Source organism: Wolbachia endosymbiont (group A) of Volucella inflata (assembly GCF_947250665.1).
Classification (GTDB): domain Bacteria; phylum Pseudomonadota; class Alphaproteobacteria; order Rickettsiales; family Anaplasmataceae; genus Wolbachia; species Wolbachia pipientis.
On record NZ_OX366338.1, the window covers coordinates 1,435,204 to 1,453,605 of the forward strand.

Annotated in this window: 15 protein-coding genes and 5 pseudogenes; 10 read left to right on the forward strand and 10 right to left on the reverse strand. The window is 35.9% G+C overall.

Annotation, left to right across the window (positions count from 1 at the left end):
• Window positions 1–6 precede the first annotated feature (6 nt).
• The 6 genes and pseudogenes from OOK85_RS07365 to OOK85_RS07390 all read right to left on the reverse strand — a co-directional run bounded on the left by OOK85_RS07365 (window position 7) and on the right by OOK85_RS07390 (window position 3,763).
• Entirely contained in the window at window positions 7–759 is a 753-nt protein-coding gene (locus tag OOK85_RS07365; RefSeq protein ID WP_264702164.1) for an IS5 family transposase, read from the reverse strand.
• Window positions 760–840: 81 nt separating this feature from the next.
• Window positions 841–1,035: pseudogene (locus OOK85_RS07370) on the reverse strand (phage tail protein); the annotation flags it as partial.
• Between the two features lies 1 nt (window position 1,036).
• The gene (locus OOK85_RS07375) at window positions 1,037–1,351 is read right to left on the reverse strand and encodes a head-tail joining protein (RefSeq protein ID WP_264703132.1); all 315 of its coding nucleotides are present in this window, start codon (window positions 1,349–1,351) and stop codon (window positions 1,037–1,039) included.
• Window positions 1,348–2,684, reverse strand: a pseudogene (locus OOK85_RS07380) (IS110 family RNA-guided transposase). The gene OOK85_RS07375 and the pseudogene OOK85_RS07380 overlap by 4 nt, the downstream one beginning before the upstream one ends.
• Before the next feature lie 266 nt (window positions 2,685–2,950).
• Window positions 2,951–3,085, reverse strand: a pseudogene (locus tag OOK85_RS07385) (TrbC/VirB2 family protein); the annotation flags it as partial.
• A gap of 324 nt (window positions 3,086–3,409) precedes the next feature.
• On the reverse strand, window positions 3,410–3,763 hold the full coding sequence (locus OOK85_RS07390; protein ID WP_264703135.1) for a TrbC/VirB2 family protein: 354 nt from the start codon (window positions 3,761–3,763) through the stop codon (window positions 3,410–3,412).
• A 134-nt stretch (window positions 3,764–3,897) separates the two neighbouring features.
• On the opposite strand from OOK85_RS07390, the gene OOK85_RS07395 reads away from it, so the two are divergent.
• The 5 genes and pseudogenes from OOK85_RS07395 to OOK85_RS07420 all read left to right on the forward strand — a co-directional run.
• The gene (locus tag OOK85_RS07395) at window positions 3,898–4,713 is read left to right on the forward strand and encodes a YihY/virulence factor BrkB family protein (RefSeq protein WP_264703137.1); all 816 of its coding nucleotides are present in this window, start codon (window positions 3,898–3,900) and stop codon (window positions 4,711–4,713) included.
• Window positions 4,700–5,455: an SDR family oxidoreductase gene (locus tag OOK85_RS07400; protein ID WP_264703139.1), complete on the forward strand. Its 756-nt coding sequence runs from the start codon at window positions 4,700–4,702 to the stop codon at window positions 5,453–5,455. The genes OOK85_RS07395 and OOK85_RS07400 overlap by 14 nt, the downstream gene beginning before the upstream one ends.
• A 181-nt stretch (window positions 5,456–5,636) precedes the next feature.
• Complete coding sequence (locus tag OOK85_RS07405; RefSeq protein ID WP_264702164.1) at window positions 5,637–6,389, forward strand: IS5 family transposase; 753 nt, start codon at window positions 5,637–5,639, stop codon at window positions 6,387–6,389.
• 355 nt (window positions 6,390–6,744) lie between these two features.
• Entirely contained in the window at window positions 6,745–7,695 is a 951-nt protein-coding gene (locus tag OOK85_RS07415; RefSeq protein WP_264702189.1) for an IS481 family transposase, read from the forward strand.
• Window positions 7,695–8,075 (forward strand): annotated as a pseudogene (locus tag OOK85_RS07420) (transposase); the annotation flags it as partial. The gene OOK85_RS07415 and the pseudogene OOK85_RS07420, both read left to right, overlap by 1 nt.
• Window positions 8,076–8,303: 228 nt before the next feature.
• Here the strand turns inward: OOK85_RS07420 and OOK85_RS07425 are convergent.
• Both OOK85_RS07425 and OOK85_RS07430 read right to left on the reverse strand, forming a co-directional pair.
• Window positions 8,304–8,622: pseudogene (locus OOK85_RS07425) on the reverse strand (IS4-like element ISWosp8 family transposase); the annotation flags it as partial.
• Window positions 8,623–8,918: 296 nt separating this feature from the next.
• Complete coding sequence (locus OOK85_RS07430) at window positions 8,919–9,311, reverse strand: TraR/DksA family transcriptional regulator (RefSeq protein ID WP_264703141.1); 393 nt, start codon at window positions 9,309–9,311, stop codon at window positions 8,919–8,921.
• Between the two features lie 106 nt (window positions 9,312–9,417).
• Here OOK85_RS07430 and OOK85_RS07435 point away from each other — a divergent pair, with 106 nt between their 5' ends.
• The 4 genes from OOK85_RS07435 to OOK85_RS07450 all read left to right on the forward strand — a co-directional run bounded on the left by OOK85_RS07435 (window position 9,418) and on the right by OOK85_RS07450 (window position 16,188).
• A complete protein-coding gene (locus OOK85_RS07435; protein ID WP_264703143.1) occupies window positions 9,418–10,065 on the forward strand; it encodes a heme exporter protein CcmB in 648 nt (215 codons plus the stop codon).
• Between the two features lie 120 nt (window positions 10,066–10,185).
• The gene (locus OOK85_RS07440) at window positions 10,186–10,938 is read left to right on the forward strand and encodes an IS5 family transposase (RefSeq protein ID WP_264702263.1); all 753 of its coding nucleotides are present in this window, start codon (window positions 10,186–10,188) and stop codon (window positions 10,936–10,938) included.
• An 814-nt stretch (window positions 10,939–11,752) separates the two neighbouring features.
• Window positions 11,753–15,208: a carbamoyl-phosphate synthase large subunit gene (carB, locus tag OOK85_RS07445; protein ID WP_264703146.1), complete on the forward strand. Its 3,456-nt coding sequence runs from the start codon at window positions 11,753–11,755 to the stop codon at window positions 15,206–15,208.
• A gap of 227 nt (window positions 15,209–15,435) precedes the next feature.
• Window positions 15,436–16,188, forward strand: a complete 753-nt coding sequence (locus OOK85_RS07450; protein ID WP_264702604.1) for an IS5 family transposase — start codon at window positions 15,436–15,438, stop codon at window positions 16,186–16,188.
• On the opposite strand, the gene OOK85_RS07455 is transcribed toward OOK85_RS07450, so the two are convergent.
• Window positions 16,154–17,007, reverse strand: a protein-coding gene (locus OOK85_RS07455) for an IS630 family transposase (RefSeq protein WP_264702478.1) whose coding sequence is annotated in 2 segments (ribosomal slippage) — window positions 16,154–16,687 and window positions 16,690–17,007 — 852 coding nt in all. Because the reading frame shifts where the segments join, the coding sequence is not laid out codon by codon here. The genes OOK85_RS07450 and OOK85_RS07455 overlap by 35 nt on opposite strands.
• A 48-nt stretch (window positions 17,008–17,055) precedes the next feature.
• Here OOK85_RS07455 and OOK85_RS07460 point away from each other — a divergent pair.
• Window positions 17,056–17,211 carry a hypothetical protein gene (locus tag OOK85_RS07460; protein WP_264703148.1) on the forward strand — a complete coding sequence of 52 codons (156 nt, stop codon included), beginning with the start codon at window positions 17,056–17,058 and terminating at the stop codon, window positions 17,209–17,211.
• A gap of 175 nt (window positions 17,212–17,386) precedes the next feature.
• On the opposite strand, the gene OOK85_RS07465 is transcribed toward OOK85_RS07460, so the two are convergent.
• The gene (locus tag OOK85_RS07465) at window positions 17,387–18,367 is read right to left on the reverse strand and encodes an SGNH/GDSL hydrolase family protein (protein ID WP_264703150.1); all 981 of its coding nucleotides are present in this window, start codon (window positions 18,365–18,367) and stop codon (window positions 17,387–17,389) included.
• Window positions 18,368–18,402: the final 35 nt, after the last annotated feature.

Below are 18,402 nucleotides of genomic sequence, written 5' to 3' on the forward strand. Positions count from 1 at the left end.
AAAATTTTAGAGAAGCCATACAAGAGCTCCAACAAAATTGAGAAAACCCATAAAAACCTCAGCAGTTTTATCAAATCTGGAAAAAATGCGCCTAAAATTTTTAATTTTACCAAAAAAACACTCAATCAAATGACGTTCTTTGTAGATATGCTCATCGTAATACCTTTGCACTTTTCGATTCCGTTTTGGCGGAATAACTACTGTACATCCCTTGTCTTCAAGACTTGTAACAAAGGCATTGCTATCGTAGCCCTTGTCAGCTACTACAGTAGAGTTATAGATACTTTCGGTCAACACTTGTGCCTGCGTAATTTCATTTCTTTGACCAGGAGTCAGAGTAAATTTAAGTGGATTTCCAAGTGCATCGACAAGCGCATGTATTTTAGTTGTAAAGCCACCTTTGCTCCTCCCTAAAGCTTCTTGATCCTTGGAGTTTTTTGTATATCCAGATGAACATGGATGGCCTCGGATGATCGTACCGTCGATTATAGCAACTTCTAAATCAGGCTCTTGTTTAGTATATTCAAGCAATTTTTTCCAGACATCTCTTTCACACCATCTTTTAAATCGCTTATGTATACTCCTGTAATTACCATAAGTTTTTGGTAAAAGTCTCCATTGGCAACCACTTCGCACTATGTACCACACTGCCTCTATGAATATTCTTAAACGTTTTTCATCTTTGCTGTGCATTCCTTTTACGCTTTTTATGAACTCTAAAATTTGTTTCCAATTTTCCTCTTTGATGTAATATTGCATATGGTAGTTTCTCCATTTTTTACCTATTAGGCTAAACTACCATCTTTTTCTCTCTTTTCATATTTTTTGTCCACAGAGCCTAGTTTTCGCCTTAAAAATTCTTAGCCTTCTTCTCATTAACGTCAATTTTATCTTCTTTTCCTCACTGATTTCCTTAGCTGCTTGCGCTTTTAACCATAGTGCCGTTTTGTTTAATGCCTTTACCGTTGCTAATTCTACTTTTCTTCTTTTAGCATTTACACTTTCTATTACCTCAACTTCTATATGAACAGACATTTTATACCCCAGACGCTTTTATTTTCCACGTTATTCCAGACTTGTCTCTAAGTGGCGGTGAGTGTACTTTATATCTTCGATCACCTATAACAAAAACATCTCCTACTATTGGCTTTAACACATCAAACGCACTTACTTCTAACGCTAAAGTTTCTTCCACAAATTGTCCTTCACCAATCTCGTATAATTTATCTGGCTGTTGCTTTAATACTTGTACCATGTACGCCTTATTTTTCGACTCATACAAAGCTACTTCTCCTAAATGGGCAAAACAATCTTCTAATAATCGCTTAATATTCTCTCCTAAGAAACTCACTCAACTAACTCTTCTTGTTGAACTAATATGTAGCCAAATTCGCTCGCTTTTTTGATCAAATTTTTTACAGTTCTATCTTTATAGCGTGTTTCATAGTATTCCATTCCTTTTTCTACATATTCCTGTCCGTATTTGAGCATACTATAAAATATGCATGCCATTTTTCTTGCAGTAGCTGTTATTGCTTTTGGTGCTCCTAGTCGTTTTTTCAATCTTCTGTAGTATGCACCCAACGCACTTTTACTATTTCCTACAGAATGAGCAGCTATTCGCAAAGCATTTGCAGCACGGTTAATGACTTTACGTGTTCTTGTGTTAAACACTTTTTCCCCTGTAACTTTATTAGCAGGACTGAGTCCCAACCACGATGAAAAGTGCTTTTCTGTTGGCCATTTACTATGGTTTATACCAACTTCTGAAATTATGGTTTGTATACTTAATACATCAATCCAGGAATTTTAGTGAAATCCATACCAGTTATTCGGTGCAGTTCCTCATACAAAGCAAAGCTTGGCTTACTTTTGCTATTTTTATTCTTTTGCTTACTTAGCTGTTTGCTTTCACAAGACTTTGTTTCAAACGTTTTGTAATAGGCTTCAATATTTCTATCACATTCTGCTATTTTTTCTTGATAAATATTATATAGTTCAAATTCTTGCTTTAGCGTGAATAAGTGTTCCTCTCTATAGTCACCAGCTAACGCTTTTGCAATAGTAGACTGATCATTTTTCATTCGCACGTCCCTGAATTCTGCCAATTTTTCAGAATCTCTTTCGCCTTCAATTATAGCTTCAATGATTTTCATACCAGTTATCCCAGTAATATGACTAATAACCTTGTGTAATTGTATATTCATTTGAATTAATGCCTTCTGCATACGCAGAATATGTGTAGATGCACTTTCAGTGAGATTTTTGCGTTGCCGCACGTAACTGCGCAATACACACATCTGATTATCTGGCCTAAACGATCTATGAAGCAGTCCGTAGCTATGCAGTTGTTGGAGCCATTGGCAATCTTGAACGTCAGACTTCCTACCAGGTACATTCTTTACATGCCGTGCATTTACCAATCTTACCTCGAATTTGTATGACTCAAGTATTTGAAATAAAGGAATCCAATATACTCCTGTTGATTCCATAGCTACTGTTGTAACTTTACACTTTTTCAACCACTGTGCTAAGTTATGAAGGTCTTCAGTAAAGCAGCCAAATTTCTGAACGCGTTGTTCATCTCTTCCTTCAGGTACACACACATAGTGTACAGCTGAACCAATGTCTATTCCTGCTGCATTAGGATTCACTATTTCTAATTTACTTTTTGCTTTTTTCATGGTAACTCCTACATATAATTTGTAATAGGGAAACGCTTCAGCTTGGAACGGTTGATAGTACAATCTCCTAACCGAGGTAGTCTAAATGACTCCATCAATGATTTGACCGTTCCTTCCAAAACCATCCTTGCATACGGGCACTTAGGCACCATTGAAAATGTCGGTCATAACTGCAAAGGCGCTCCCTGTACAACTATACTTGAAAACTACTAAAAACTTAAATTTGTGTGTTTCTTTCTGATTTGACAGATTTCGTCTGTTCGATGCTTGCATATCACTGATGATGTTGTATCATTTGTATCAACAAAAGTAGAACTAGTAGTAGGACTAGAACCAGTAGCAGCATTTGCATCAAATGCAAAGGAGAGAATTAAAGCTACAAGTAGAAGAAAATTTTTCATTACACCCTCCAATCATTTCTGTCCTAAGTTAGATTATTCTGCAATTTGAGTAAAAGGTAAGGGTTTTAGTAAACTTGTCATCCTATCAGTTTATAAAAATTCCTGGATTTCAGCGTCACGCGCTAACTTAAATTGTTCAATATAACCATAAATTTGTTTCAGTAAACCTAATTTAGGTTAGTTATACTTTCAAAACACAACGTTCGTGAATGTTGCCTTCGCTTGATAAGTTAAGAGAATTTATTAGGTAGTCATAGACACTGAAAGTGGTAAGTTTTACCACTTTCAAGTAAAGAAAACTACGTTTTGTGCCTCCAATAATTTCTATGGATGAGCCTCTACTGCACCGTCTCTACAAATCACACCTCCTGGTGTGATTTTTGAAACGACTACAGGAGCGCCAAAAAACACAGCAGTAAATGCACCGAGTGCAAAAAGAGCTGGCCACGGCATTCTGCCGAATATCGCGAGCAATGCTGCACCAATTATCACTATTGTGATCATTGGTCCACCTATGCCGTGAGTATAGCCTATTATCTTGCATATCACTGATGATGTTGTATCATTTGTATCAACAAAAGTAGAACTAGTAGTAGGACTAGAACTAGAACCAGTAGCAGCATTTGCATCAAATGCAAAGGAGAGAATTAAAGCTACAAGTAGAAGAAAATTTTTCATTATGCCTCCATAATTTCTATTTAACGCTGGATTATCCTTCACTTTGATTAAATTTAAGTAAACGGTGAGGATTTTTTTGCTTAAAAGTATCCTTTATTTCATTTAGAATACTTTTCTTGGTTCATTTATATTACATGCTACAGAAATTTTACAGCATCGTTTATTGCCTTTATCGTGCTTTGATTGACACAATTTATAATGATGGAGTGGAGCACGCGGGGTATTTATCATTTTTAATTCTGTTATCAATATTCCCTTTTCTCATCGTTTTAATAGCTGTGGCGTCAACATTCGCAAGTTTCTTAGACCAGTATAACATTGGCTGGGTATTTATCATTGATAACATGCCACAGGATATTTTGGCATCTTTGATGCCGCGTATCAGAGAGATAATATCAGGCCCGCCACAAAGCTTACTAACTTTGGCAATTGTAGGTGCTGTTTGGACCGCTTCATCGACAATTGAAGGGCTTAGAACAATACTCAATAAGGCCTATAAAGTTCCGGTTTCGCCGCCTTATATATTAAGAAGAGTACTAAGTATATTACAATTTTTAGTGATCACACTTATTATAACTCTAACTATAGTGTTCTCTACATTAGTGCCGATGCTAATTGATTTTTCCTATCAGGGGATTAGTTATACTAAATATCTCCTCATTGAATTTGTACTTTTCACAGTAGTCTCTTGGCTATATTTTATGTTGCCAAACATAAAACAAAACTTATCAGACGTATTTCCTGGAGCTTGTGTGGCTGTTATTCTTTGGACGATTTCCGCTTCAGCTTTCAAGCAATACTTAAAAGCTTCCTTTGATCAACTGAATTTGATATATGGAAGTTTAGGTGGTGTGGTAGTGTCATTACTATTTTTTTATATGCTAAGTTTGATTTTTATATATGGAGCAAAATTCAATTTTCAGCTAAAATATTTCAATGGATCTCACTAAGGAGAAAGAAATGGGTAAGTTAGAAGGTAAAGTAGCTTTAATCACCGGAGCTTCAGGTGGAATAGGCTCTGCTGTTGCAAAAAGGTTTATAAGAGAAGGTGCATGTGTGATTCTGATTTCAAGATCTCTTGATAATCTCAAGCCACTATATAATGAAATTGAAGAGCTTGAAGAATTTAAAGAAGGCTCTGTAAAACTAATTCAGCTTGATCTTTTAGACTTTGAGAATGTAAAGATACTGACAAACATGATAGAAAGCCTGAAATTATCAGAATCTGGAGCACTTGATATATTAGTTGCGTGTGCTGGAATTTTAGGCAAACTGAACCCTATTCACGACTGTGAGATTGAAGAGCTACAGAACGTAATGAGTACAAATTTTACTGCCAATTGGTACTTACTAAAAAACTTAGATCTAATGCTAAAAAAGTCTAATGCTGGAAGAGCGATATTCATGACCTCAGAGGTGACACTTTCTCCTTCCTCTTACCCATATTGGATGCCGTATGCTGCAAGTAAAACTGCACTAGAAATAATGGTGCAAATATATGCATCTGAAACAAAGCATACAAAATTATGTGTAAATGCTGTATACACGGAAGGACCTGTGGGTAGTGAGCAGGCGTTTCCTGGATCTGAATTTGTGTCACCTGATGAACTAACAGACAAATTCGTGGAATTAGCTTCTGAAAACTGCAGCGTATCAGGAAAAATCTTACCGCTTAGCAAATCTCCCGAATAAATTACACTAGGAAGAGTGTCATGCAAGTAGCTGACACTGGTTTCCATCCAAAAGGGTGTCATCCAAGTAGCCCCTTCGGTGTCATTCCAGTCTGGAATCTAGGCTCTGTGGACAAAAAATATGAAAAGAGAGAAAAAGATGGTAGTTTAGCCTAATAGGTAAAAAATGGAGAAACTACCATATGCAATATTACATCAAAGAGGAAAATTGGAAACAAATTTTAGAGTTCATAAAAAGCGTAAAAGGAATGCACAGCAAAGATGAAAAACGTTTAAGAATATTCATAGAGGCAGTGTGGTACATAGTGCGAAGTGGTTGCCAATGGAGACTTTTACCAAAAACTTATGGTAATTACAGGAGTATACATAAGCGATTTAAAAGATGGTGTGAAAGAGATGTCTGGAAAAAATTGCTTGAATATACTAAACAAGAGCCTGATTTAGAAGTTGCTATAATCGACGGTACGATCATCCGAGGCCATCCATGTTCATCTGGATATACAAAAAACTCCAAGGATCAAGAAGCTTTAGGGAGGAGCAAAGGTGGCTTTACAACTAAAATACATGCGCTTGTCGATGCACTTGGAAATCCACTTAAATTTACTCTGACTCCTGGTCAAAGAAATGAAATTACGCAGGCACAAGTGTTGACCGAAAGTATCTATAACTCTACTGTAGTAGCTGACAAGGGCTACGATAGCAATGCCTTTGTTACAAGTCTTGAAGACAAGGGATGTACAGTAGTTATTCCGCCAAAACGGAATCGAAAAGTGCAAAGGTATTACGATGAGCATATCTACAAAGAACGTCATTTGATTGAGTGTTTTTTTGGTAAAATTAAAAATTTTAGGCGCATTTTTTCCAGATTTGATAAAACTGCTGAGGTTTTTATGGGTTTTCTCAATTTTGTTGGAGCTCTTGTATGGCTTCTCTAAAATTTTGTCCACAGAGCCTAGTCTTTATTATGCAGCCACTTATTTAAAGTTAAGTTTTCTGGATCCCAGTGTCTGGGCACTGGGATGACACCTCTGGGCACTGCCGTCATAAAGGAACCAGTGTCAGCTACTTGAATGACATCATTTGCTGTGCAATTTACCTTCAAAAATGAATGTTTGTACAGCTGTGTGTCAAGCACTGGAATCTGCCACGCAAATTGCAATGTTCGTACAGTTGGTGCGACCCGAAAGTCGTGATTTTGTGATGGTTAAATTCCATCTTCCCTAGGTGTACAGTCCCAGAGTGTGATGGTATGATAAAATATGAGAAAAAAATACCATCAAAGGAGGAGTTATGGGACAAATATTACATGGGTGCGCCAAAACAACACAGACGATTCGTAGAGCAATACAAAATAGAAAAGAGAGCATAGCAAAACTCTCCAAGCATTATAACCTTAATCCAAAAACTATTATTAAGTGGAGAAAACGTTCATTTACGAAAGATGCTGATATGGGTCCAAAGCGTCCAAGATCGACTGTTTTAACGCTAGAAGAGGAAGCTATAATAGTTACATTTCGCAAGTATACACTACTGCCACTAGATGATTGCCTTTACGCTCTGCAGTCTACAATTCCGCATTTGACTCGCTCTAGCTTGCATCGTTGTTTACAAAGACACAACATTAGCAGATTACCAACTGTTGATGGAGAAGTTAAGTCAAAAAAGAAATTCAAACAATATCCTATCGGTTACTTTCATATTGATATTGCTGAAGTTAGAACTGAGGAGGGCAAATTACATTTGTTTGTTGCTATTGATAGGACATCCAAATTTACCTATGTTGAGTTGCGTAACAGTGCTACAAAACCCATAGCTGCTGAGTTCTTACGTAATTTGATTAGAATTTTACCGTATAAAATCCATACTATTTTGACAGATAACGGTATACAATTTACAAACCAGAAGCGTCATAAGTATGCTTTCCAACATATATTTGATAGAGTTTGCGAAGAGAATGTTATTGAACATCGTTTGACAAAAGTTAGCCATCCTTGGACGAATGGGCAAGTCGAGCGTATGAATAAAACTTTAAAGGATGCTACAGTTAAGAAGTATTACTATCAATCGCACCAGCAACTTAAAGAACACCTTTATAACTTTGTTATGGCTTATAATTATGCAAAGAGACTCAAAACTCTTAAGGGTCTTACTCCTTATGAATTTATATGTTATCAGTGGACACAGTCTCCAGAATTATTTATACTAAATCCACACCATCACACTCTGGGACCATACACCTAGAGTTACAAAAGCGCCAAAAAATACTTAGAACAGTACCGGGAATAGGTATCAAGTTATCTCAAGATTTTGTATGCCTGATGCCAGAACTTGGCTACTTAAACAAAAAAGAAGTTGCAAGTCTTGCTGGAGTTGCCCCGCATCCAAAAGAAAGCGGTAAAACTATTGGTTACCGAAGGATAACAGGTGGTAGAAGCAATGTTCGTGCAAAGCTTTTTACTGCTGCTATGGCTGCTGCAAAGTCTAAATCTGTACTTGGTGCTTTTTATTCTGATCTCATTGGTAGAGGTAAAAAAAAGATGGTAGCTATAACAGCTCTAATGCGTAAAATTATAGTGATTGCTAATGCAAGACTTAAAGAAGCAGTCAACGTAAATTTTTAAAATCTGTATAGAAAATAGGTTGATGAATATGTGCGCCCACACAAATTTAAAGCACATATTCATCAACCATACGGTCTAAGCAGTGGTAGTTGTTTGATATAAATTTCTTTCTGTAGTAAACTAGGGTTTTTGTTGCCAAAAATACATTTTTTAATTGAATAAAAATACAAAGTTATAAACAAGAGTTGTAATAAGACTAAATTCAAAAAATTTAAAAAAACATAGTTGATCTGCTGCAATAAGTCTATAGCCTCTCCAACTCAGGTTCATCCTGATAGGCTGTTTGGATGCTTAAATTCTTGAAAGCCTGTATGGCAAATCTTATACCTTGCTTTAGAAAAAGCTTGCTTTGAGGGTACATGTCAATGGCTCCATAAGTTCATATTCTATTCCCAAACTTTTTTTAACTAACTTTAAAATCATAGAAAATACTGTCGAAAAAGGAAGTTTTCTTGTTCGTGTAAAACTCAACACAATGGATTTTCTGAAAAGTTTTCGAGTATATTATATTTTTAATTTGTAGAATAAGGTTTTTTCCTTTTTGCATATTTCACCTAAAAAAGACACATTTTAAACTTTTTTGTTGCAATAAAATAGAAACAAAAGTGCTGTCCCTTGCACTCTTTGGATAATTTAATGATAAAAAATTTAGAGAGAAATTTTATACACTATCGCTGATATTTTTCCTTAAGTTGACGCCATTGCCTGAACGGATACAACTTAATTTTTAATCTGCAGGAGTCAAGTTGAGAATGTCCAATTTTCCACTTTCTTTATAGCATAACATACTTCAGCGCCTCTTGCTCCTCTTGAAGTCCAATGGGCTCACCACTTATGTGTAAATTAATCGTTAATGTTGTACACGTTCTTTTCTTTTTCTACTCTCTCTTGCTCTTCAATACAATATATAGCAAGCGGATTAGCTTTAAGTCTTTCGACTCCTATTTCTTCTCCTGTTCCATCGCAGTAACCATAAGTGCCTAATTTTATTTTTTCTAACGCCTCCTTAATTTTTTCTTTTCTATCTTTTCGACGCTTGATTAATTCCTCGTTTCCACTATCTCCATCAGAATAGTATGTATCAATACTATTCTCTTCTAGTTCTTGTTTCTCCAGCTCAGCGAGTATTGACTGTAACTTTAAGCTGAAGTATTCCAGTTGTTTTTCGCTCATATATTCTTCATCTTCTGAAGGAGTGTAATCTTCTGGTGACTTTATTTTTGGTAACTTTTCCATAATTGCATTATCAAAAAAATAATAAAACCTATATAATTTATGAACAAAAAATTATACTACCTCAAAGTAAACACTATAATTTATAATAAACATTTAAAAGCCTAGTATGATCGATTCAGCAAAAAAATTAGTAATAGATGACAAGAACTTTACCTATATAGTATGTATTTTTATCATAATGTTAAATTTATCTTCATTTACATTTGAAAACAACAATAAACAAGAAGTTATGTTAACATTAACATGGATATGTGCTACATTTGTTTTGCAGATTTCTACAAATAATTTGTTTACATCTGATTATCATGATGGAATATTAGAGCAAATCTTTGTACAGCCACTCTCTTCTAGGCTTATAGTTGCTTATAAAATTTTCGCTCACTGGTTATTATTTGGGTTACCGATTTCAGTAATTTCTTCCATATTCAGCTTTGCAATTCTAGGCAATAGTATTGAACACTCAATAGCAGTTGGAGTGTCTTTATTATTTAATACGCTGATAATCATTAATATTTCAGCTACTGGAAATGCATTGATGATTGGTCAAAACAACTTAACATCAGGAGTATCGCAAATTCTTGTTTTGCCAATGATAATGCCAACCTTTGTGTATTTTAAAATGCTAACTCAATTTGAAAATTTATCCTTGAATATTTATACACTACTAATCACCATCTTAGTTTTTGTTATTTTGATTGTTAACAGCACCATAACTACTCACATGGCACTAAAATTTGCTGTGGAACAGGATTGAAAAATCTTACTGTTATTCAGTAGACTTCTTGCATAACCTAGGCTCTGTGGACAAAAAATATGAAAAGAGAGAAAAAGATGGTAGTTTAGCCTAATAGGTAAAAAATGGAGAAACTACCATATGCAATATTACATCAAAGAGGAAAATTGGAAACAAATTTTAGAGTTCATAAAAAGCGTAAAAGGAATGCACAGCAAAAATGAAAAACGTTTAAGAATATTCATAGAGGCAGTGTGGTACATAGTGCGAAGTGGTTGCCAATGGAGACTTTTACCAAAAACTTATGGTAATTACAGGAGTATACATAAGCGATTTAAAAGATGGTGTGAAAGAGATGTCTGGAAAAAATTGCTTGAATATACTAAACAAGAGCCTGATTTAGAAGTTGCTATAATCGACGGTACGATCATCCGAGCCCATCCATGTTCATCTGGATATACAAAAAACTCCAAGGATCAAGAAGCTTTAGGGAGGAGCAAAGGTGGCTTTACAACTAAAATACATGCGCTTGTCGATGCACTTGGAAATCCACTTAAATTTACTCTGACTCCTGGTCAAAGAAATGAAATTACGCAGGCACAAGTGTTGACCGAAAGTATCTATAACTCTACTGTAGTAGCTGACAAGGGCTACGATAGCAATGCCTTTGTTACAAGTCTTGAAGACAAGGGATGTACAGTAGTTATTCCGCCAAAACGGAATCGAAAAGTGCAAAGGTATTACGATGAGCATATCTACAAAGAACGTCATTTGATTGAGTGTTTTTTTGGTAAAATTAAAAATTTTAGGCGCATTTTTTCCAGATTTGATAAAACTGCTGAGGTTTTTATGGGTTTTCTCAATTTTGTTGGAGCTCTTGTATGGCTTCTCTAAAATTTTGTCCACAGAGCCTAGACATCGGGGATAATGTATGTCTCACATTTTAGAGAGTGGCAACCTCTAGGATGCAAGCATGAGATAAAAGCAGGTAACACTAAACCTTATAGTAAATCCCTGCAAACAGAGTTAGATATGGTTACGAGAGGAACCAATGCCTGAATTGTCGTAACGAACGATATGCGAAATAAGGTTGGTTAACGCATAGACCAAAAGGTACGGAGAAAGTGGATAATTAGAACTTGACTGGTCTGATTAAGATGTTTCCCATCTCCCGGCAAAAAGTTGGAACCTAAGTCTAACATGAAACAATTTCATGGAACGGAGTAACATTATAGATGCTCTTATTCTTTAAGCAGGGAGCCACCCGTATGCACCTATAATGAGGGATTGTCTAAGAAGCCAAGGCCTAAAATAATGTTTAGGATATGCTGACGTGGACACTGTAATTTGGAAGGTAAAGTTGTGAGTAGTGGTTAATATGTTATGAGCCAACATTAAGTGTTAGGTATGAATGAATACGACTTCTCTAGTAATATAGAGAATGCTGTATTTAAGCTATAAAAACAAATTTACCAAGCTTTGAAATGTTAATTACATGGAGAAGTATGTATGACAAACACCAAGTTAGAGAGAAGCCGGATGTGGTGAAAGTCACAAGTCCGGTTTTGAAGTCGAGTGGGGAGAGGTGACTTTCTCCACTTAGATAACTGCGTCAAGCCTAAAAGTAATTAGCTAATAGGTTTAATAAAAATTCACATATACAGGAAAGATTGGTAACATTACTTGAATAGAGACCGTTATTGTAATTATGCCGAAACGCACAGATATAGAATCTATATTAGTAATAGGAGCAGGCCCAATAGTTATAGGTCAGGCATGCGAGTTTGATTATTCTGGAACGCAAAGCTGTAAAGTATTAAAAAGTGAAGGTTATAAAGTCATTTTGGTTAACTCCAACCCCGCAACTATAATGACAGATCCTGAATTCTCTGATGCAACTTATATTGAGCCGGTACTGCCTGAAATCATAGAGAAAATTATAATTAAGGAGAGGCCAGACGCAATATTGCCAACAATGGGCGGGCAAACAGCACTCAATTGCGCAATAAAACTTGCAGATGATGGAGTGTTAGACAAATACAATGTAGAATTAATAGGGGTAAATAGAGAAGCAATAAAAAAAGCAGAGGATAGAGAGTTATTCCGTCAGTCCATGGATAGAATAGGACTGAAATACCCCAAAAGTATCATTATAAAAAATCAAGAACAAATAAAAAAGGCTTTGGACTACGTTGGATTACCAGCAATCATCCGTTCATCATTCACTCTTGGTGGCGCAGGTAGTGGCATAGCATATAATAAAGAGGAGTTTTTCAATATCGCAGAAAGTGCTCTCAAAATTTCGCCAATAAATGAAGTTCAGATAGATGAATCAATTATCGGCTGGAAAGAATATGAAATGGAAGTTATCCGCGATTGTAAAGATAACTGCATAATAGTCTGTTCGATAGAAAATGTTGATCCGATGGGAGTGCACACTGGGGATAGCATAACTGTTGCTCCTGCTTTGACTCTGCGTGACGTAGAATACCAACAGATGAGAAATGCATCTATAGCAGTGCTGAGAGAAATTGATGTTAGTGCCGGTGGTGCAAATGTTCAATTTGCAGTGAATCCTAAAGAAGATGGAAGCCTCGTTGTGATTGAGATGAATCCAAGGGTTTCTCGCTCTTCTGCACTTGCTTCGAAAGCAACAGGCTATCCTATTGCAAAAGTTGTAACTAAACTTGCTATTGGCTATTCGCTCGACGAAATACGTAACGACTGTGCTCCAATAATACCAGCAGCATTCGAACCAGTGATTGATTATATCGTCACTAAAATTCCTCGATTTGAGTTTGAAAAATTTAAGGGGACGAATTGTGAATTATCAACTTCCATGAAATCAGTGGGAGAAGTAATGTCTATAGGCCGCACTTTTAATGAGTCACTACAGAAAGCTTTCCGTTCACTTGAAACTGATCTTACAGGACTTGATGAAGTATTTCCTGAGAACATTGATATTGATCACGTAAAATCTCAATTAGCAAAATTGCTGCCAAACAGATTACTGATTGCTGCTGACGCAATGCGCCACGGAATTAGCATAGAAGAAATAAATTCGATTACAGGATATGACTTATGGTTTCTGCAAAATATACAGCAAATTATATTAGCTGAACAAAAAATCAAGGAAAATGGCCTTCCTGAAACTGCATATGAAATATTAGAACTAAAAAAGATGGGATTCTCGGATGCAAGGTTGGCAAAGTTAAGTAATAGACCTACCTCTGTCATCCCAGTACCCTCTAATGTCATCCCAGTGCGTGACACTGGGATCCAGCCAGCGTTACACGCTGGAGATCGAGTAAAACAAATCGAAGAAATAAGAAAAAAATTTGGCATTAAACAAGTTTATAAACGCGTAGACACCTGTGCAGCTGAATTTGAATCGAGCACTGCTTATATGTATGGCTGCTATGAGGGTGATGTTGAAAATAAAACGGAATGTGAGGCGAATATTTCTGACCGAGAAAAGGTTGTCATTTTAGGAAGTGGTCCAAATCGCATTGGTCAAGGTATTGAGTTTGATTATGCATGCGTACATGCAGCTTCTGCCGCCAAAGAAATGGGGTATGAAACAATAATGATCAACTGTAATCCCGAAACTGTCTCAACTGACTACGATACCGCTGATCGTTTATATTTTGCACCACTCATTGCAGAGGATGTGCTTGAAATACTAAGTAAAGAACAAGAAAATGGCACACTGGTTGGTGTAATAGTTCAAATAGGCGGTCAAACACCTTTAAAGTTAGCCAAAGTGCTTAACGAGAGAGGTTTCAAAATTCTGGGAACTTCGTTTGATTCTATTGACCTTGCAGAAGATCGCATGAGGTTTAAAAACCTTGCTTTGCAACTTAATTTAAAACAACCTGAAAATTCTATCTGCCATTCAGTAGAAGAAGCGTTAACCAACGCAGAAAAGGTGGGGTTTCCACTAGTAGTCAGGCCATCATATGTCCTTGGCGGTCAGTCTATGTCGATTAGACACGATACTCAGAGCTTCAAAGAGTATCTCTTGAATCAAACCAAAATTTTTGAACACGGATCGCTGCTTCTTGATAAATTTTTAGTCAATGCAGTTGAGGTTGACGTTGATGCTGTATGTGATGGGGAAAAAGTTTTCATTGCAGCGGTCATGGAGCATATTGAAGAAGCTGGTATCCACTCTGGTGATTCAACATGCTCAATACCGACAAATACATTGAGTGACGAAGTAATAAAAGAGATTAAGCTACAAACTGAAAGAATAGCTCTTGCACTAGAAGTGAAAGGTCTGATAAACATTCAGTTTGCTGTTCAAGAGAATAGACCTCTTGCAGAACCTGTTTGTGATGAGAAATTTTTAGAAAAAGTGCAGATGAGCACCACAGAATACTCGAATGTATTTGAGGAGCGCAGACAAGCTTTGACGACAAAATTGCCTTCAGAAATCGAGTTATGCAAGAGGTCTAGTGATGTATACATACTTGAAGTGAATCTAAGGGCTAGTCGCACAGTTCCTTTTATTTCCAAAGTAATTAACATCCTTATTGCAAAACTTGCCACTCAAGTTATTTTGGGTAAAAAATGGAATCAGGAAAACAAGCCTTTCAATCATTTTGCAGTTAAAGCTGCTGTTTTTCCATTTACCCGCTTTGCAGGAGTGGATACTTTACTTGGTCCTGAAATGAAATCAACAGGAGAAGTGATGGGAATTGACTCATCTTTCGAAGCTGCACTTGCAAAAGTGCATATGGCTGCAGGATACAAGTTACCAACAGAAGGAGCAGCTCTGGTTTCAGTAAAAGATGATGATAAAGAGTATATATTGCCTGTTGTACGAATGTTGAAAGAACTGAGTTTTGAAATATATGCCACCAAAGGCACAGCTTTGTATCTGAACAATAATGGCATTGCTGCACAAACTGTAAATAAAGTGAGAGAAGGCAGACCTCACATAGTTGATATGCTCAAAGATGGAAAAATAAATCTAGTGATCAATACTTCAAAAGGTGTGAAATCAGTCTCAGATAGCAAAGATATCAGGAGAACTGCTATTTTGCAAAATATAGCTTACAGTACCACAGCTTCTGGGAGTAAAGCGTTAGTGCTTGCAATTCAATATGTAAAGAATAGCAAATTGGAAGTGAAATCATTACAGCAGATACAAAACGTTTAAATATCAAAACTAGAATAATTCACTCTCAAAATGCTAAAGAGAACATAATAAAAAGATGGAAATTTTGAAGGAAATAGTATACCTAAAAAATCAACTAGCGTAATTGAACAGCCAAATGCTACAACGAATACTCCACAATCTTACCTAGGCTCTGTGGACAAAAAATATGAAAAGAGAGAAAAAGATGGTAGTTTAGCCTAATAGGTAAAAAATGGAGAAACTACCATATGCAATATTACATCAAAGAGGAAAATTGGAAACAAATTTTAGAGTTCATAAAAAGCGTAAAAGGAATGCACAGCAAAGATGAAAAACGTTTAAGAATATTCATAGAGGCAGTGTGGTACATAGTGCGAAGTGGTTGCCAATGGAGACTTTTACCAAAAACTTATGGTAATTACAGGAATATACATAAGCGATTTAAAAGATGGTGTGAAAGAGATGTCTGGAAAAAATTGCTTGAATATACTAAACAAGAGCCTGATTTAGAAGTTGCTATAATCGACGGTACGATCATCCGAGCCCATCCATGTTCATCTGGATATACAAAAAACTCCAAGGATCAAGAAGCTTTAGGGAGGAGCAAAGGTGGCTTTACAACTAAAATACATGCGCTTGTCGATGCACTTGGAAATCCACTTAAATTTACTCTGACTCCTGGTCAAAGAAATGAAATTACGCAGGCACAAGTGTTGACCGAAAGTATCTATAACTCTACTGTAGTAGCTGACAAGGGCTACGATAGCAATGCCTTTGTTACAAGTCTTGAAGACAAGGGATGTACAGTAGTTATTCCGCCAAAACGGAATCGAAAAGTGCAAAGGTATTACGATGAGCATATCTACAAAGAACGTCATTTGATTGAGTGTTTTTTTGGTAAAATTAAAAATTTTAGGCGCATTTTTTCCAGATTTGATAAAACTGCTGAGGTTTTTATGGGTTTTCTCAATTTTGTTGGAGCTCTTGTATGGCTTCTCTAAAATTTTGTCCACAGAGCCTAGCTCTGTTTTTTATAGCAAACCAATGATGCTCAATTTTGTTAAAATCGGGAGAATAAGGCGGTAGATATAAAATTTCTGCACCAACTCCTTTAGCAAGTTCAGTAATCTTATTAGACTTATGAAAAGTAGCATTATCAAGGATAACAGTTTGTCCAGGTTCCAAAATCGGTGTTAGGAACTGCTCAAACCATTTATTAAAGATATCCATATTACAGTGGCCTTCAAATGTTAACGGAACAACTATTTTTCTGCCGTTTAAGGCTGCAATCATACTGATTCGTTGAATTTTTTTACCAGATTTTAGAGCATAAAACCGCTGTCCTTTCTGAGAATATCCATAGGGATAGTCTTCGGTATTATCAATACCAGATTCATCTATATATACTAAGTTTTGAGGTTCTTTTGTTGCTATAATTTTCAAAAATTCAGCACGTTTTTCTTCATTCCTTTCTTTGTATCCATATGTCTTTTTTTGCGTGTGAGTCCAATTTTTTTAAGAGCTCGATGAATCGTTGGGATACTAACATTACTCCAAAGCTTAGCCATTTCCGATAGAGTTTTTCCACCATGTTTTTTGGCAAATTCAGTAAATTTATTCCAGTCGGTAATTTTGTGATTATAACCTCCATTTCCAAGTTTTTTCGACTGAAAATCTCCTGTTTCTTTTTTTCTTTGCTGCCACTCCCATAATGTAGTTCTTCCAATTTTAAATCTTGCTGCTACCGTTTCTCTGCTTTCCCCTTCGTCTAGCACTTCCATTGCTTTTTTTCTTAAATCATAACTATATGCTGCTGGCATACTTACCTTCACTACTATAAACTCTTATTTTAACCCGTTTGGACCATTATGAAAAGAGCTATAACTGATACATCTATAATCAAACAAATAGAGGAACTTCTTGCAATTTTACGTAATCAAATTAAAACTTTAGAAGATGAAATGATTACATTTATCGATCAAAACCAAGAGCTTAAAAGAAAATATATATCAATAACTATATAGTAGCGGGATGACGGTTTTTCAAATTGTCGGTAAATCTAAGTCAGTTTAGCTATAGGCAGCAATTTTCTGTATTTATTTTAAATTGAAGAAAGCTCAAATGAAAGATCGTGTTTTGCTAAAAATCACAGAATGCAGTCTGGTTACTATTTAAAAGGATATGTTCAAAAAAACTGTGTCAAATCAACTCATACACTTCATTACCAACTTCATGATGAAGTTCCGCAGTTGGATGGAAATAATCAAAAAAGAAATAATCCTTTAGTGTCTCTTTGCTACACCCAGGGTTATAGTGAACGTCAAGTTCCCCTTTAAATATCAACTTTAAGAGTATTTTTATATTTTCTTTAAATCTCCCAACTTGGTCTGCAATGTTCGATGTGCATGCATCTTGACAATTTAAACCTTTGCTCTTGTATTCGCTAAACATACTTCTCATTTTAGAGTTAAGATCAAATGCTTTTATTTCAAGATTTGTACTTTTCTTCATATAATCTAAGCCTTTAGCCAGTTTTGCATTGAAACTCTCCGTGAGCTTTGTAGCTAGTTCCCTTGCTTCTTCATCTCTATTAAAAGCTGGTATTAAGCCAACTTCAGGTGCGTTTGCAACAACTACATGCTTAACACCATGTTCATTTAGAACCTTAAGTGCATTACATATTTCACTCACTGCTTGTTCCAACACTTCTTCCGCTTTAGTATTGTCATAAGCAGTGGCAACCATAACATCATTTCCGCCGATTATGATGCAAAATAAATCTTCTTTACCTATATCTGGATGATGTTTAATTACCGCATCTAGCTGGTTAGCTAAACGAAATTTATTGAAGAAATAAGAAAAAATAGAGTCAAAAATTTCAGACGCTGTTGCACATGAAACTGCATAGTTTTGACCTTGCTGTTCGTGACATCTACCAAAAAATGAATAACTCCACCCAGGTTTAAATTCGTCTAAATCTAAATATTTTGCTATATATTCAACAGCAGTAGGGCCATTGCTAAAAGATCCTCCTTGATAAAAAGGGTCATCAAACTTTATGCTTTTTGCAAAGGATAAGTTATTTAAAATTCCAATGATTGCGCCATTATCGGATAAACTATCACCCAGAACATAAAAATTTCTATACTTTGAATTAGAATTGTCATTTTTGTTTGTCATAATATTTACCGTAGATTAGCATGTTGTTTCACTAG

Bases quoted from the DNA above. Each gene is read 5' to 3' on its own strand.
- OOK85_RS07365 (WP_264702164.1), bottom strand. From the start codon at position 759: ATGCAATATTACATCAAAGAGGAAAATTGGAAACAAATTTTAGAGTTC.
- OOK85_RS07390 (WP_264703135.1), bottom strand. From the start codon at position 3,763: ATGAAAAATTTTCTTCTACTTGTAGCTTTAATTCTCTCCTTTGCATTT.
- OOK85_RS07395 (WP_264703137.1), top strand. From the start codon at position 3,898: ATGCTACAGAAATTTTACAGCATCGTTTATTGCCTTTATCGTGCTTTG.
- OOK85_RS07400 (WP_264703139.1), top strand. From the start codon at position 4,700: ATGGATCTCACTAAGGAGAAAGAAATGGGTAAGTTAGAAGGTAAAGTA.
- OOK85_RS07405 (WP_264702164.1), top strand. From the start codon at position 5,637: ATGCAATATTACATCAAAGAGGAAAATTGGAAACAAATTTTAGAGTTC.
- OOK85_RS07415 (WP_264702189.1), top strand. From the start codon at position 6,745: ATGGGACAAATATTACATGGGTGCGCCAAAACAACACAGACGATTCGT.
- OOK85_RS07430 (WP_264703141.1), bottom strand. From the start codon at position 9,311: ATGGAAAAGTTACCAAAAATAAAGTCACCAGAAGATTACACTCCTTCA.
- OOK85_RS07435 (WP_264703143.1), top strand. From the start codon at position 9,418: ATGATCGATTCAGCAAAAAAATTAGTAATAGATGACAAGAACTTTACC.
- OOK85_RS07440 (WP_264702263.1), top strand. From the start codon at position 10,186: ATGCAATATTACATCAAAGAGGAAAATTGGAAACAAATTTTAGAGTTC.
- carB (WP_264703146.1), top strand. From the start codon at position 11,753: ATGCCGAAACGCACAGATATAGAATCTATATTAGTAATAGGAGCAGGC.
- OOK85_RS07450 (WP_264702604.1), top strand. From the start codon at position 15,436: ATGCAATATTACATCAAAGAGGAAAATTGGAAACAAATTTTAGAGTTC.
- OOK85_RS07460 (WP_264703148.1), top strand. From the start codon at position 17,056: ATGAAAAGAGCTATAACTGATACATCTATAATCAAACAAATAGAGGAA.
- OOK85_RS07465 (WP_264703150.1), bottom strand. From the start codon at position 18,367: ATGACAAACAAAAATGACAATTCTAATTCAAAGTATAGAAATTTTTAT.